The following is a 13,829-nucleotide window of genomic DNA, read 5'->3' on the forward strand; positions in this document are numbered from 1 at the left end:
TCCTCCTAGTGCGTATTCATAATACTTTTTGCAACTGTTCCACTCTTAAACATCATAAGTCCAAGTAGTAGAGCATATCCTAATATACTAAACAAGCTTTTGTGAATATCTGTAATCTGTACCGTCCTTATTAAAACGGTGTAGATACCTAAACATACCATCAAAAACAAACCTTGTAGCCCCAAGGCAAAAAGTCCCTTGATATAATTTGTTCCAATCTGACCCCATTCTTTATTTCCCATAGTCGCAAATGGTATGGATGATACTGATGAGTAGACATATATTTCAAACATACGCCCATATACTATTAAGGTAATAGTTAAAGATATACATTGAATTGCAATCCTTACAAGGCTTGTTTCAACTAATATCATTATTAATGCACCAACATCTTTTTCTTTTAATGTATCAACCATTGCAACTATCTGATCTCCTGAAACAGTGGCAGAAGTAGTGATTACCCCTGCCGCTTTGTTTACAAGATTTTGTGCCACATCAAAGACTGCCATTGAAAATTCAAAGGCATGGCTTGCAAGGTAGACTGCTATAAACATCTTTATAATGTATTTGAAAAACTCAAAAGTATCTGTATCATGCATATTATTCTTTTGCATAACCATATTTATGAGTTCAATACATAAAACTGCTGTTATGATAAGACCTGCTATTGGAACAATTACATTATCATTAATGTTTTTTATAAAGTTATATACTTCTCCATTCCAACCCATTGGTGTCTTCCCAACATCAGTTGCAATAACTCCTACCTTGTCATTTATATCTAAGAACATGGACTCAAGATTTGCTTTGATACCTCCGAGTAGCATATCCTTAAAAAATTCAGTTAGCTTGTCAAAGATACCAAACATAGACTTTCTCCTAATTTAAAGCATTTGCAAGTAGTGGAATTAATTTGATACCGATTAGTACAATTCCCCCACCAGCCATAAGCTGCTTAATACCTTGAGATTTAGCACCAGGGTTATCATTACCATAACCTTCCATTAAGTTAATAACTCCCCATGCTCCTAAACCTGCACCAATTGCAGTTACAAGTGTCTTTAAAACTCCAACTCCAGCTGTAAAAAATTCCATATTATTCCTCCTCGTTTTCTTTCTTATTTTCTATTTTGTTTAGTGATTTAACTATAAAATTCTTGTAGACCTTATCTCCTTTTTTGTTTTCTTTGAAATATCCAAAGACATGGATTAGATCTCCTTTTTCAAATTCTTTTGCAATTTCTACCTTTTCTCCATATACTGAACAATTTGTATATTCTTTGCCTTTTCCATATTTTTTTACAAGAGCAAAATTAGCTACTTGAACACTTTCTTCATCTTTTTCAAATTCTGAAAATTCAGCTTCCTTAACTAAATTTGCATTAATATTTATCATTTCTCTATCCATTGATTTCTTCTCCTTAATCTATAAATTTCAATTAAAAAAGCGACTGGATCTATTTATTTCCAATCGCTATACATTATTCCTTATTAAATTGTTCTAAGTAGGAGCTCTTATCCTTAACATCTTAACCTCCTAATTTTGAGTATAAAAAAAGCAGTAAACTTTATAATTACTGCTTTAATAAAATATCCTATATTATTAATCATTAAATGAACAATCTCGACAAATACCACCTACATCTTCTCGCCTATCCTTAAATCCCTTTCCACATTTAGAGCAAATAAATGCATAATCATTATTGTAATTCTCCTCTTCTAAATAAGAGTCATCGTAGTCTTCTTCATTTTTGTTTATAGAATCTTGATCTATCTGAATTTCAATTATTTCAATATCTGTATATTCTTTATCATTATTAATATAAAAAGAATCTTCTTCGATATCATCTTTATTAATTAATCTTGTGACATTAACTATGACACTTCCACTAAATTCTTGTTCTATTGGTGGTGATTGTATGACTTCTTTTGTATCATCATCACGTCCCCAATAATCAAAGGATACACAACTTAAATTTATTAAATATTCTAGCTCATAAGTTATACTAACAATCTCGTCTGTAAACTCTTCATAAGTATCTAATATCTCATTGAATTCACAATTATTTATATCTAATTCTTCAATACCCTCACTTCCAATAACATACGATTCTAGATAATAATAGTTGTTATTATAAATACTGTCAACTATATCATTAGAAATATCTTGTTTTACTCTTTCTACATATGACACATCTTTTCTATTTAAATCTACATAAACATTAAAATCATATCTATCATATACTTTTGAAGCGAAATTCTGAAACATTCCTGTTGTTAAAAATTCAATATTTACATTTGGATTTTTTTCTTTAAATTCACTTAATAATTTATCGTGAACTACTAAATTATCTTGACTATCCTTACTCCACCAGTCTTCTTTTATATCATTCGTAATAAAAATAATATCTTTTACTGATTTTTCAACTGGTAAATCTAATATCTCTTTCCAAACAAATAAATCTCCAAATTTTTCAACTCCATCTTTATTAATGTCCTCATATCCAGGCGGAATTTTATATTTATACCTAAGTTCACCCTCTCTAATAATTTTTAATTGTTCACTAAACCTTATCCTATTACCTATCCTATTATTTTTTTCTAAATATGAAATAAGATTATCTATATCTTTAATTATTTCAGGAGAATCTGTTGTTATTTCATCATATTCAATACCAACACTATTTTTATAAGATTTGATTATTCGTTTTAATTCAACTAACTTGTTATTTAAATCATTCTCCAAATTTTTTCTTCCAAAATAATTATATTTAGATGATTTAATCAAGACACTCTCTAAATTTTTTTGACTCCTTTCAATTACTCTTAGTAAATCTTTTTCAAAATTTTGATACTTTTTTTTCAATTGTCCGAATACGCTATATTTATTTTTATTAAATTCTTTATACACTTGATTCGGAATCCATATTAAATCCTTACACTCCTTGAAAATTTCTAATATGTTTTTGCTACTGTATAATGAATATCGAGCTAAGTCAAGTATTACATTTGTATCTAATACTATTATAGAGGTTTTTCTATTTATTATTTTTTTAAATTTTTCATAATTCAATTAAAGCACCAACCTTATTATTTAATTACATTCACAAAATTATTAAGTTTTTTCCATTTTCTAATCTTAGTCCTAAATGTTCCAAATGGTGCTACTGTATTTACATGGATAAATTTATATACTTCCCAAGTTGCAGTTTTTGTTGCTTCATCTGCCCATTTTCTCATATGTGGTTTAAATAATTCTTCCTCTGTAAGATTATCTATCAAAGAGTAAATATCTTCTATATTCTGTGATAGTTGTTCTTTTAATTCCTTTAACGATTTATGAGCATAGGTATCTGTAAACCATTGATACAATTCTCCAAGTTGATTCCACTTAAATTTGTCAGATGGCGTTTTAACCTCAATTCCTTTTTTTTCATCTTCTTCCCATTTCAAAACTAAAGTTGTCCAACCTACTTGATAGGCAAGATTTTCAGCTGGTGTCCTATCAACTTGATCTACTCTTTTATCTTTTAATTCTTCTGGGATATTATCAAACTCTGAAATATATTTTCCAAAAGTTTTCTTTATCTCATTTTTTAATTCTTCCTTACTTTCATAAGACCTCATATGCCTACCTCCATGGTTTATATAGATATTATACCAAAAATATTTTTATCCTAGGCTTAATTCATAATCTTGTAATCAAACTGTTCCTGTTTATTTTTATTTTATCTCTATTTGTTAAATACTCTTCCACATCAAACAAGTTCTTCTTATCATAATCTTCCAACAACTTGTAATTCTTATGCTTTGTAATATCAAATTTATCAGATAGAAAAGGTCTTACTCCTCTTAGCTGGTATATACACTTACCGCCATCCATTACAGTTATTTCATCTTGGCTCATTAGTTCCTTGCCAGTTTTTTGGTAATTTAGACCAAAAGATTTTTGATTGGATCTTGTTTCTGATGTGTTATATAGGTCTATGGTTTCTTTTCCTAAGGTTTCTGATAACTCTTTTACTGTTGTTTTTTCTTTTCCTCCTAAAAAGAGTGTAGAGTCGCAGTTACCAACTATTGTATCTGCATGGTCCTTATAGATTGCTTTTAATTGAGATTGTGCTTGCAGTATTATACTTGCTGATATTTCTCTTGAACGAATTGTCGCTATTAGTTTTTCAAATTTTGGAATTAAGCCTATATTTGCAAACTCATCAAGTAGACACCTAACATGAACTGGAAGTCTTCCACCATACACATCATCTGCCTTATCACAAAGTAGATTAAATAATTGAGAATACATTATTGAAACTACAAAATTAAATGTATCATCTGTATCTGATATTATTACAAACAAGGCAGTTTTCCTATCTCCAATTTTATCGAGTTCTAGTTCATCTTCGCTCATTAGTTCTCTAAGCTCTCTTATATCAAAGGGTGCAAGTCTTGCTCCACATGATATTAAAATTGACTTGGCAGTTTTTCCTGCTGCCAGCTTATATTTCTTGTATTGCTTAACTGCGAAATGACTTGGGTCTTTCTTTTCAAGAGCTTCAAAGAGCCTATCAATTGGGTTCATATAGGTTTCGTCATCTTCTCTAACCTCACTTGCGTCAATCATATCCAAAAGTGTCTTAAAGTTCTTTTCTTCTTCAGGTGCTTCATAATAAATATACCCAATAAGAGCAGTGTAATATAACTTTTCAGCCTTTACCCAGAAATCTTCTCCTGCCTTTTCTCCATCTCCCTTAGTATTTGCAATTATAGTTTGGACAAGCTTTAAAATATCTTTTTCACTTCTCAAATATGCAAAGGGATTGTATTTCATAGACTTTTTGAAGTTTATTGTGTTTAAAATCTTTATGTCGTAACCATTTTCATAAAGCATTTTCCCACACTCTAACACAAGTGTCCCCTTAGGGTCTGTTACTACATAGGAAGAGTGCATTTGCATTAGATTTGGCTTGACATAAAATCTTGTTTTACCTGATCCAGAACCACCTATTACTAATACATTTTTATTTCTAGCGTATTTAGGGTTTTTAGGTCTTGAGTTCATTGTAAGTCTTTCAGTATTAGTTATAAGAACATTATTTTCAAACTTAGGGTCAATATATGGAGCAATATCCTTACTTTCTCCCCATCTTGCAGATCCATACTCTTTACCTTGCCTGTATTTCTTTTTGTTTTTACCTTTACTATAAACAATTAACTTAACAAGGGCAGCAACTGAAATACCTACTAATAAGTCCCTTGGCTTAAGGCTTGGTATATAAGATAAAGTTCCTATGTCAGAAATTCCCACCATTATTCTATCAACAATATCTCCTCCAACATAAGAATTGATGTGCTTAGAAAAGATATTTCCAATGTAGAAGAATGATAGATAAAGAATGTTTGATAATATAAATTTCTTTGGGTTGTCTATTTTAATTAAGTTTTTAATATCAGAAAGAATGGCTTCTAATACCTTATTCATCGTAGAAACCTTCACTATCTAATAGAATTAGTAGGTAGTGTCTTCCCTTTGGTGTTATAAATGTTTGTATTCCTACAAGTGTACCTAGTGGATCAACCCATTCTTTCACTTCAAAGTATCCCTTGTTCTTATCTGCATAAGGTAAGAGTTTCTTTTTCTTATCTCTGTAAATTAATCCCTTATCCATTAGAAAACTTATAAATTGGTTTTGTGGTATTCCTAACTCTTTGGCAGTATTTCTAAAGTTTGTAAGTAGGTTATAATCTACTAGTTTGTCATAATAGTCTGCCTTTGGTCTTAATTCGTCAATCTCTTCTTCTCTTTCAGCAATAATTCTATTGGCTACTAAAATTGCATCTGCAAGTAACTCTTCATTGGTTTTCTTTTCTTGACCTACTATATATCCTCCATTCTTTCTAATACTTGGTAAGACTTCTCTCGTTACCCAAGCTTTGAATATTTTTGCTTGTGGTAGTTTTGATGAAAGGATAAGTGAATACAATCCTGACTCATTAATTATTGAAATATTCTGTATTCCTCCAGGGGTGTTCCATTTCGTTACACCCTTATCTTCCTCATCTACATGGTCATAAATAGCTTTCCTCGGATTGACATATCCTAACATAGTTGCTACTTCATTTGCTATAAAGAAAAACTCACCGTCTTTTTCTATAACAGTGAGTTTTCCAAAATTCTTATTTTCAAATGTTTTTAAATTACTTATCATAAGCTTTGCTCCTTATGTTTATTTTTAACTTTATCTTTGCTGATGGTGTCCTTAGCCATATCTTTAAACTTATTTATTGTCTTCGTTATTGAATCTTTTCTATCGGCCTTTCTTTCAGAACCCTTAACTGCTTTTTTAAAGGCATGTTCCATTACTTTTATATCCTTAGATTGAAAAAACACAGAGTGGTTTCCAGTTTCCTTATCTTTCATAACAGAAAACTTCACTCCGTGTTTATTTAAAATTTTCTTTAGTTCTTTTAACTCAGGATCCTTTAGATTAATTTCTTCTAACTGTCCCTTTTTAACCATATCTTTTAGTTTTACTTCTTCTCCATTATTTTTTATTACATTTTTCAAACCTCCTTGTTCTTCTATTTGCTTGTGAACTTTCTTTAAGGCATCAAGAATTGCTTTACTTGTTGCTTTTGCAAGTCTTACTTCAAGATTAAGACTTGACCTTGATACTTCTTCATTAATCATCTATTCCACCTCCATATAAAAGTAACTCTTTGTATTTTCTTAACTTCTCTTGATGAATTTTTCTTCTAAAATCTTCTCCCGTAACTTTAACTGGTATTGTCATTTCAAGTATTCTTGAATATATCCTCTGATACTCAAGTTCAATATTAGGATTTTGAATAATTTCCAATGATAAGTTTGTAGTAAAAATTGTCGGCCTACCCTTTAAGTATCTTGAGTTTATAATGTTATATACTTGTTCTCTTGCATAAGATGTATCCCTTTCAATTCCAAGGTCATCTAAGATTAACAATGGAATATTAGAGAGGTTACTTATTATTTCATTTGAATCTAGCTTAAATGCTGATTTTTGTATTTGATTTATAACCTGAGATAAATTCATAATCTTAACTTTAACTTGTTCTCTTTCAATTAATTCATTTGCAATAGAACAAGCAAGATAAGTCTTTCCACTGCCAACATCTCCATAAAATAAAAGTCCAACATTGTCTTCCTTCATTTGTTCAAAACTTTTAGCATAATTGTAAGCAACCTTGTAAGCTTGACCTTTTTCATTTAAGAATCTCTCAAAATTATATTGGTGTTGGAGTGGCGATGAGAAACAATCTCTTTTTAGCGATGATATTTTCATTAGTCTTTCTCTTTCTTCATTTTCCTTATCTCTTTTTATTTCACATTCACATTTAATTCTTGGAATAAACTTTGTAAAGCCAAGGTCAAGTAATTCTCCATCGACTCTTTTATCACATACCTTACAATAAATATGTCCATTTCTTTCAATATCATTTTCTCTTAATACAAAATCTTTTAAGTTCTTCATAAACTCTCTCCTATATCGTAATTCATTTTCCTTGTTGTATTATCATTAATGTTTTTTGCCTGATCATTAAGATACCAATTGATTATCGTTGCCTTGTGATCTTGATACACTCTGTTATTTGCTTTCATATATGACGACAACCTATCAATGTAGTCACTAATTCTACTTCCTAACTCATTTGTTAAGTCCTTGTATTCTTCATCAGTCAAAAATATGTTTTTATATATTCCATAAGGCTTTTGTCCCTTACTAAAATCATTCTTTCTTAACTCATTATTACTAATATTGTTATAGTTACCTTCCGATTTTCGGAAATCTTGAAGTCTGTTATTAGGAGTTCTTGAATTCCGATTATCGGAAGTCTGGACTTCTGCTTTTCGGAAATCTGGATTTCTATTATTTGAATCGGAGAAAACACTCATAAAATCTTTAACATATATCCTATTTGGTTTTCCAAGTCCTTGTCTTTTCTTTTCTATCAATCCAATTCCTGATTTTATATCAAGCTCATTTATAATCTTTAAGGCTTTATCATTAGCACAGTTAAATTGCTCTTTAATAGCATCCATTGTGTAGTAAATAAAGACTTTTCCATCTTCATCTATCCAGCCATTTTTATATGAAAGACCCATTCGATTAAGCATATATGAATACAAAACTTTAGCTTCAATAGAAATGCTCTCAAAAATCTCATCTTCCATTAATACCATAGGTAACCTAATGAAGTTATACATCTCAGATTGCCTATTATAAAAATAATCAAAATTCATTCCTACCTCCTCTCTTTAAAATAAAAAAAGACGACAGAATTATTGCTTTCTATCGTCTACGGTTGTCTTATATTTATTTTTCTTCAAATTGATTTTATTGTATAGTTTAATAATTCTAATAATCCAATAACATATATACCTAATTTAGGTAATCCAAATGGACTAAATAAAAATGCTAATATTAGTGCTTCAATTACAATTTGCTTGTCTCCTTGAAAAATGCTAGCTATTCCAATTATAAAAATCAAAGTAGAAACTACGCTTAACAACGCAGTACTCAAACTTAATATGAAGGTTAAAAAAGCTATGAGCAAACTCAACACTAATCTTATCGGTAATAAAATTATTCTAATTATCCATCTCATACATACTCCTAAAAATTAAACTGGGATTCATAACAAACCCCAGTTTCATAATTAGCGTGTCCTTTAATATAATTTTGATCCTGCTGGAATATTATCATCCAGCATTATTAAGTTAAGTTTTTCTTCACCGTCATACTCACAAATTGCAGATATAATCATACCTTCTGAGTCGATTCCCATCATCTTACGAGGAGGAAGATTACAAATTGCAAGTAGTGTCTTTCCAATTAAGCTCTCTGCGCTGTAATATTCCTTAATACCAGATAAAATAACTCTTTCTTTTTCAGAACCATCATCTAATGTAAATTTCAAAAGTTTTTTTGACTTAGGAACTTCTTCGCAGTTTTTAACCTTTACAACTCTAAAATCAGATTTTGAGAAAGTTTCAAAGTCTACCATATCTTCAAATAATGGTTCAACTTTCACTTTTGAAAGGTCAATTTCTTCTGTCGTAAGTTTGTCGTAAGTTTCGTAAGTTTCTTTTGACAAACCCCCATTTTCTGCCTTTTCTAAGCCTATTGGCTTCATTGTTGGGAATAGAAGTACGTCCCTAATGCTTGGTTGATCAGTAAGAAGGACAATCATCCTGTCTACACCAATTCCAAGTCCACCTGTTGGTGGAAGACCAACTTCAATTGCGTTAATAAAGTCTGAGTCCATTGGATGAGCTTCGTCATCTCCTGCTGCCTTTTCTGCAACTTGAGCTTCAAATCTTTCTCTTTGATCTATTGGGTCATTAAGCTCTGAGAAGGCATTGGCAAATTCCCAAGTGTTAATAAAGGCTTCAAACCTTTGTGTAAGTCTTGGGTCCTCAGGGTTTCTCTTTGCAAGTGGGGATACATCTACTGGGTGACCAATTACAAATGTTGGTTCAACAAGGTGTTCTTCACAGAATTCTTCAAACATTTCTGAAAGAAGCTTGCCCCAAGTATCATTGTCATTTACATCAAGTCCCTTTTCTCTTGCAACTTCTCTTGCCTTTTCATCTGTATCAATTTCATTGAAGTCAACATCAGCATATTTTTTGACTGCATCAATCATTGTGATTCTCTTCCAAGGTGCCTTTAGACAAATTTCTGTGCCTTGGTAGTTAATTGTATCTGTTCCAAGAACTTCAAGTGCTACGTATTCAAATAGATCTTCAGTGATTCTCATCATTTCTTCGTAGTCAGCATAGGCTTGGTAAAGTTCAATGTTTGTAAATTCAGGATTATGCTTAGTGTCCATACCTTCATTTCTAAACATCTTGCCCATTTCATAAACCTTGTCAAAGCCACCAACAATTAGTCTCTTTAGGAAAAGTTCGTTTGCAATTCTCAGTTGCATATCAATATCAAGAGTGTTGTGATGAGTGTAGAAAGGTCTTGCGTTTGCACCACCTGCTACTGTACCAAGGATTGGTGTTTCAACTTCTAGGAAGTCCTTATTGTCTAAGAATTCTCTAATCTTCTTGATGATTTTATTTCTCTTAATAAATACATCCTTAACTTCAGGATTTACAATTAAGTCAACATATCTTTGTCTGTATCTTAGGTCTGGGTCCTTAAGTCCGTGGAATTTTTCTGGAAGGATTTGTAGTGATTTAGAAAGTAGGCTTATATCAGTTGCACGAACTGTAATTTCACCAGCTTCTGTCTTGAATACAATTCCCTTAACTCCAACAATATCTCCAATGTCAATGCCCTTAACGTCTTCGTATTTTTCTTCAAGGACATCTTTTCTTGCAAAAACTTGGATACTTCCTTCTGAATCTCTAAGGTCTAGGAAGCAAATTTTTCCGTGACGTCTCTTGCTCATAATACGTCCAGCAATAGAAACTTCTCTTTCGTCTGCTTCGTTGAATTCTTCCTTGATTCCAACTGAGTGTGCAGTTACATCATAAGTTTCATGGACAAAGGGGTCCTTGCCTTCATTTTTTAATTCTTCAAGCTTTTGTCTCTTTAACAAAAGCATTTCATTTAGATTTGCATCTTCTGTTTTCTTCACAAACTGCCTCCTAAATAGTTATTCCACAAATTTCGTACTTAATAATTCCATCTGGAACTTCAACTTCAACAACATCGCCAACACGGTTGCCAATAAGTTTTGAGCCTACTGGTGATTCGTTAGAAATTTTTCCTTCTAGTGGGTCTGCTTCTGCTGAACCAACAATTGTGTACTCGTCTTCTTCCATTGTGTCAAGTTCTCTAACTTTTACACTTGATCCAATGTTAACAACGTCTGTATTTAAATCTTTTTCATCTATAATTTTAGCATTACGAACCATCATTTCAAGTTTAGCGATTCTCTCTTCAACTTGTGCTTGTTCGTTTTTTGCTTCGTCATATTCAGAGTTTTCAGAAAGGTCTCCATAGCCAAGAGCTACCTTAATTCTTTCAGAAACTTCTTTTCTTCTAACTGTTTTTAAATACTCAATTTCATTTTCGATTTTTTCTAGACCTTCCGGTGTAAAAAATATATCTTTTTCCAAAATTCTCTCTCCCTCAATTATATAAAAAATAAGGCGTGAGCCGCCTTTCACAAAACCTTTTAATCTAGGCTATTATAATTTAAAGGTGGCTAAATGTCAAGAAGATTAAGTATTAAGAAGACTTTCGCCAACTTTTACAAAAAAATAAACCCTGCAAGGTCGCAGAGTTTTAAATTTAAATTTTTTCTATATATTCATTAATTGTATTTAGGATTTCGTCCTTATCCTTTAGGCTATTTAATTTATTCCTAACTTCCTTGGACCCCTTCATGCCCTTGAAGTATTCTGCATAGACCTTTCTCATCTCAAGTATGCCAAGTTTCTCTCCCTTGTAGGCAATTTTTCTTTCAAGTTCATCAATCATTAATAGTAGCTTTTCCTTGTCACTTGGCTTGTAGTAGTCACCAGTTTTTATTAATTCTTCAATTTGATCAAAGATGTAAGAGTTTCCTATGGCCCCTCGTCCTATTGCAAGACCATCGACCTTTGAATAATTTATTTTTTCTATGGCATCTTCTGGACTAGCAACATCACCATTTCCTATTACAGGAATTTTTACATTTTCCTTAACTTCTTTTATGAAGTCCCAGTCAGCCTTGCCTGTGTAGTATTCTTCTCTCGTTCTGCCATGAACTGTTACAAAGGTCGCACCTGCAGCTTCAATATTTTTTATGGCTTTCATAGATGAAACTCCGCCTATTCCCTTACGGACCTTTGCAGTAACAGGCTTGTTGGAATTTTTTACAACAGACTTAACAATATCGTAAACAAGTGACGGATCACTTAAGAGATGAGAGCCCGAATTATTTTTTACAATCTTCGGTGCAGGACAACCCATGTTTATATCCACATAAGAAAAATCGTAGTCATTTAAAATTTTTGCAGCCTGGCCCATAACATCTGGGTCGCTGCCAAAAATTTGGACTGCAACTTTTTTCTCCTTGGGAGATATGTCCAAGAGGTCTATAGTTTTTTTATTTTCATATACAAGTGCCATGGCCGACACCATTTCAGTTACAGTAATGTCTGCACCCTTTTCACTTGCCACTTCCCTAAAGGCTATGTCTGTGTAGCCTGCCATGGGGGCTAAAATCTTTAGCAAAAAATCACTCTCAATCTATTCCTTCAATTTTGTTGTTTTTTTCATAAATAATTTTTAGTCCTTCAAGAGTTAAGAACTTGTTAATAATAAAATTGTATTTTGAATCTTTAGTTAACATTGTGGAGAACCCACCAGTTGAAATAATATTTGTTTCTTCTTCCTTCCAGTTTAATTCCTTGAGAAGTTTTGTAACTATACCATCAATCATTTCTGTGTATCCATAATAAAGTCCTGCTTGCATTGCTCCAACAGTGTCAGCTTGTATAACTTTTTCTGGCGCAATTATCTCTATCTTTGGTAGTTTTGAAGTCATCATAAAGAGAGCTTCAGCCGAAATCCCTATTCCAGGCATAATAAGTCCACCAAGATAATTCTTTTCTTTATCTACAACACAAAAAGTCATGGCAGTTCCAATATCAACTATAATTGATTGTTCACCATAAAGTTCTAGGGCTCCAACAGCATTGACAATCCTATCTGCACCAACTTGTTTTGGGTTTTCGTACTTAATATTAATACCAAGGTCAAGGTCTGTGCTAACAACCATTGGACTCTTATTAAAGTACTTTATAATCATAGAAGGAAGCGTGTGCATAAGGTTTGGCACAACTGAAGAAATAATTACATCTTCAATATCCTGTGGATCTATATTGGCATGGAGAAGAGTGTTTATAAAGATAAGCCCATACTCGTCAGATGTCCTTGTCTTTACAGTTGAAGTCCTAAAGTCATTTACAAGCTCTCCACCCTTAAAAACTCCCCAAGTTATGGAAGTATTCCCTACATCTATTACTAATAACATTTTTACACCTCTGTTTAACAAATTGTATTTATTATATATTTTATAAACTTGACTTTCAACTAATTATTATTTTTGAATTGATAAATTCCATTATAAAAAGTAATTAGGTTAACCTTATTGACACTTAGGTAAACATTGTGTAATATATCCATGGAGGTTAAAAATGAAAATACAAACAAAAGACATAACAAAAATAGCACTTTTAGTAGCACTTATAGCAGTGGGAGCTTTTATTTCTATTCCCATTGGACCAGTTCCTTTTACACTACAAAACTTTTTTGTATTTATGACAGGTCTTTTACTTACACCTTTTTATGCAGGACTCACAGTTTTTATCTACGTCCTACTTGGCCTAATTGGTGTCCCAATTTTTGCTGGCTTCACAGGTGGTTTTCAAACTGTATTAAAACCAAGCTTTGGATTTTTAATTGCCTTTATAATAGGAGCTGCATTTATATCTAAGTTTGCTCACGGTGAAAAGAACTTTGGAAAGACTATGGTGGTCCTAGTTATTGCAGAAGTTATTTTCTATGCAATTGGACTTCCTTATATGTACTACATTTTAAATGTGGTTATGGGTAATCCTATGGACATCTCAAAGGTCTTTGCTATTGGAATGATACCTTTTATTATTCCTGACTTAGCCAAGGCAGTAGTAGCTGCAATTATTGCTCCAAGAATTTTAAAGGCAATAAAATAATTTAGTTCATAATTAATAGAATAATTTAAGAAAGAATCTCGCTTAAGGGCGAGGTTTTTTTCATTTATACTTATAGTTATATGCCAAAGATTCTGATATAATAACAAAATAG

The 13,829-nt window shown here is 31.7% G+C and carries 16 protein-coding genes; 1 reads left to right on the forward strand and 15 read right to left on the reverse strand.

Features of this window, described 5'->3' with window-relative positions; all coding sequences use genetic code 11:
* Positions 1 to 5: 5 nt before the first annotated feature.
* From I6I93_RS01910 to I6I93_RS01980, 15 genes are all read right to left on the reverse strand, one after another.
* Positions 6 to 869 carry a VirB6/TrbL-like conjugal transfer protein, CD1112 family gene (locus I6I93_RS01910; protein ID WP_072469068.1) on the reverse strand — a complete coding sequence of 288 codons (864 nt, stop codon included), beginning with the start codon at positions 867 to 869 and terminating at the stop codon, positions 6 to 8.
* Positions 870 to 879: 10 nt separating this feature from the next.
* On the reverse strand, positions 880 to 1,095 hold the full coding sequence (locus I6I93_RS01915; protein WP_000394204.1) for a Maff2 family mobile element protein: 216 nt from the start codon (positions 1,093 to 1,095) through the stop codon (positions 880 to 882).
* 1 nt (position 1,096) lies between these two features.
* Entirely contained in the window at positions 1,097 to 1,408 is a 312-nt protein-coding gene (locus tag I6I93_RS01920; RefSeq protein ID WP_112890534.1) for a single-stranded DNA-binding protein, read from the reverse strand.
* Between the two features lie 195 nt (positions 1,409 to 1,603).
* Positions 1,604 to 3,073, reverse strand: a complete 1,470-nt coding sequence (locus I6I93_RS01925; RefSeq protein ID WP_112890535.1) for a PIN-like domain-containing protein — start codon at positions 3,071 to 3,073, stop codon at positions 1,604 to 1,606.
* A 17-nt stretch (positions 3,074 to 3,090) separates the two neighbouring features.
* On the reverse strand, positions 3,091 to 3,627 hold the full coding sequence (locus I6I93_RS01930; protein WP_001258251.1) for a ClbS/DfsB family four-helix bundle protein: 537 nt from the start codon (positions 3,625 to 3,627) through the stop codon (positions 3,091 to 3,093).
* A 61-nt stretch (positions 3,628 to 3,688) separates the two neighbouring features.
* Positions 3,689 to 5,479 (reverse strand): VirD4-like conjugal transfer protein, CD1115 family, encoded by a 1,791-nt coding sequence (locus I6I93_RS01935; RefSeq protein ID WP_112890536.1) that lies wholly within the window; start codon positions 5,477 to 5,479, stop codon positions 3,689 to 3,691.
* Positions 5,472 to 6,206, reverse strand: a complete 735-nt coding sequence (locus I6I93_RS01940) for a BRO family protein (protein WP_112890537.1) — start codon at positions 6,204 to 6,206, stop codon at positions 5,472 to 5,474. Before I6I93_RS01940 ends, I6I93_RS01935 begins: the two co-directional genes overlap by 8 nt.
* Entirely contained in the window at positions 6,203 to 6,688 is a 486-nt protein-coding gene (locus I6I93_RS01945; RefSeq protein ID WP_112890538.1) for a PcfB family protein, read from the reverse strand. Before I6I93_RS01945 ends, I6I93_RS01940 begins: the two co-directional genes overlap by 4 nt.
* Entirely contained in the window at positions 6,681 to 7,508 is an 828-nt protein-coding gene (locus tag I6I93_RS01950; protein ID WP_112890539.1) for an ATP-binding protein, read from the reverse strand. Before I6I93_RS01950 ends, I6I93_RS01945 begins: the two co-directional genes overlap by 8 nt.
* On the reverse strand, positions 7,505 to 8,278 hold the full coding sequence (locus I6I93_RS01955; protein WP_006700833.1) for a replication initiator protein A: 774 nt from the start codon (positions 8,276 to 8,278) through the stop codon (positions 7,505 to 7,507). The genes I6I93_RS01950 and I6I93_RS01955 overlap by 4 nt, the downstream gene beginning before the upstream one ends.
* Positions 8,279 to 8,361: 83 nt before the next feature.
* The gene (locus I6I93_RS01960; RefSeq protein WP_001267200.1) at positions 8,362 to 8,643 is read right to left on the reverse strand and encodes a CD1845 family protein; all 282 of its coding nucleotides are present in this window, start codon (positions 8,641 to 8,643) and stop codon (positions 8,362 to 8,364) included.
* A 63-nt stretch (positions 8,644 to 8,706) separates the two neighbouring features.
* The gene (lysS, locus tag I6I93_RS01965) at positions 8,707 to 10,596 is read right to left on the reverse strand and encodes a lysine--tRNA ligase (protein ID WP_172605492.1); all 1,890 of its coding nucleotides are present in this window, start codon (positions 10,594 to 10,596) and stop codon (positions 8,707 to 8,709) included.
* A gap of 43 nt (positions 10,597 to 10,639) precedes the next feature.
* Positions 10,640 to 11,113 (reverse strand): transcription elongation factor GreA, encoded by a 474-nt coding sequence (gene greA, locus I6I93_RS01970; protein ID WP_070702145.1) that lies wholly within the window; start codon positions 11,111 to 11,113, stop codon positions 10,640 to 10,642.
* A 175-nt stretch (positions 11,114 to 11,288) separates the two neighbouring features.
* Complete coding sequence (gene dusB / locus I6I93_RS01975; protein WP_112890541.1) at positions 11,289 to 12,215, reverse strand: tRNA dihydrouridine synthase DusB; 927 nt, start codon at positions 12,213 to 12,215, stop codon at positions 11,289 to 11,291.
* Between the two features lie 10 nt (positions 12,216 to 12,225).
* On the reverse strand, positions 12,226 to 13,017 hold the full coding sequence (locus tag I6I93_RS01980) for a type III pantothenate kinase (protein ID WP_112890542.1): 792 nt from the start codon (positions 13,015 to 13,017) through the stop codon (positions 12,226 to 12,228).
* 163 nt (positions 13,018 to 13,180) lie between these two features.
* Between I6I93_RS01980 and I6I93_RS01985 the strand changes: the two genes are divergently transcribed.
* Entirely contained in the window at positions 13,181 to 13,717 is a 537-nt protein-coding gene (locus tag I6I93_RS01985; RefSeq protein WP_070702150.1) for a biotin transporter BioY, read from the forward strand.
* Positions 13,718 to 13,829 lie beyond the last annotated feature (112 nt).

This window comes from Peptoniphilus harei, from assembly GCF_016726485.1.
Classification (GTDB): domain Bacteria; phylum Bacillota; class Clostridia; order Tissierellales; family Peptoniphilaceae; genus Peptoniphilus_A; species Peptoniphilus_A harei.

Excerpts from the sequence above, each read along its gene's own strand:
- I6I93_RS01950 (WP_112890539.1), bottom strand. The coding sequence starts at position 7,508 with ATGAAGAACTTAAAAGATTTTGTATTAAGAGAAAATGATATTGAAAGA.
- I6I93_RS01935 (WP_112890536.1), bottom strand. The coding sequence starts at position 5,479 with ATGAATAAGGTATTAGAAGCCATTCTTTCTGATATTAAAAACTTAATT.
- I6I93_RS01920 (WP_112890534.1), bottom strand. The coding sequence starts at position 1,408 with ATGGATAGAGAAATGATAAATATTAATGCAAATTTAGTTAAGGAAGCT.
- I6I93_RS01945 (WP_112890538.1), bottom strand. The coding sequence starts at position 6,688 with ATGATTAATGAAGAAGTATCAAGGTCAAGTCTTAATCTTGAAGTAAGA.
- I6I93_RS01960 (WP_001267200.1), bottom strand. The coding sequence starts at position 8,643 with ATGAGATGGATAATTAGAATAATTTTATTACCGATAAGATTAGTGTTG.
- I6I93_RS01985 (WP_070702150.1), top strand. The coding sequence starts at position 13,181 with ATGAAAATACAAACAAAAGACATAACAAAAATAGCACTTTTAGTAGCA.
- I6I93_RS01910 (WP_072469068.1), bottom strand. The coding sequence starts at position 869 with ATGTTTGGTATCTTTGACAAGCTAACTGAATTTTTTAAGGATATGCTA.
- I6I93_RS01980 (WP_112890542.1), bottom strand. The coding sequence starts at position 13,017 with ATGTTATTAGTAATAGATGTAGGGAATACTTCCATAACTTGGGGAGTT.
- lysS (WP_172605492.1), bottom strand. The coding sequence starts at position 10,596 with ATGCTTTTGTTAAAGAGACAAAAGCTTGAAGAATTAAAAAATGAAGGC.
- I6I93_RS01940 (WP_112890537.1), bottom strand. The coding sequence starts at position 6,206 with ATGATAAGTAATTTAAAAACATTTGAAAATAAGAATTTTGGAAAACTC.
- I6I93_RS01915 (WP_000394204.1), bottom strand. The coding sequence starts at position 1,095 with ATGGAATTTTTTACAGCTGGAGTTGGAGTTTTAAAGACACTTGTAACT.
- I6I93_RS01955 (WP_006700833.1), bottom strand. The coding sequence starts at position 8,278 with ATGAATTTTGATTATTTTTATAATAGGCAATCTGAGATGTATAACTTC.
- I6I93_RS01930 (WP_001258251.1), bottom strand. The coding sequence starts at position 3,627 with ATGAGGTCTTATGAAAGTAAGGAAGAATTAAAAAATGAGATAAAGAAA.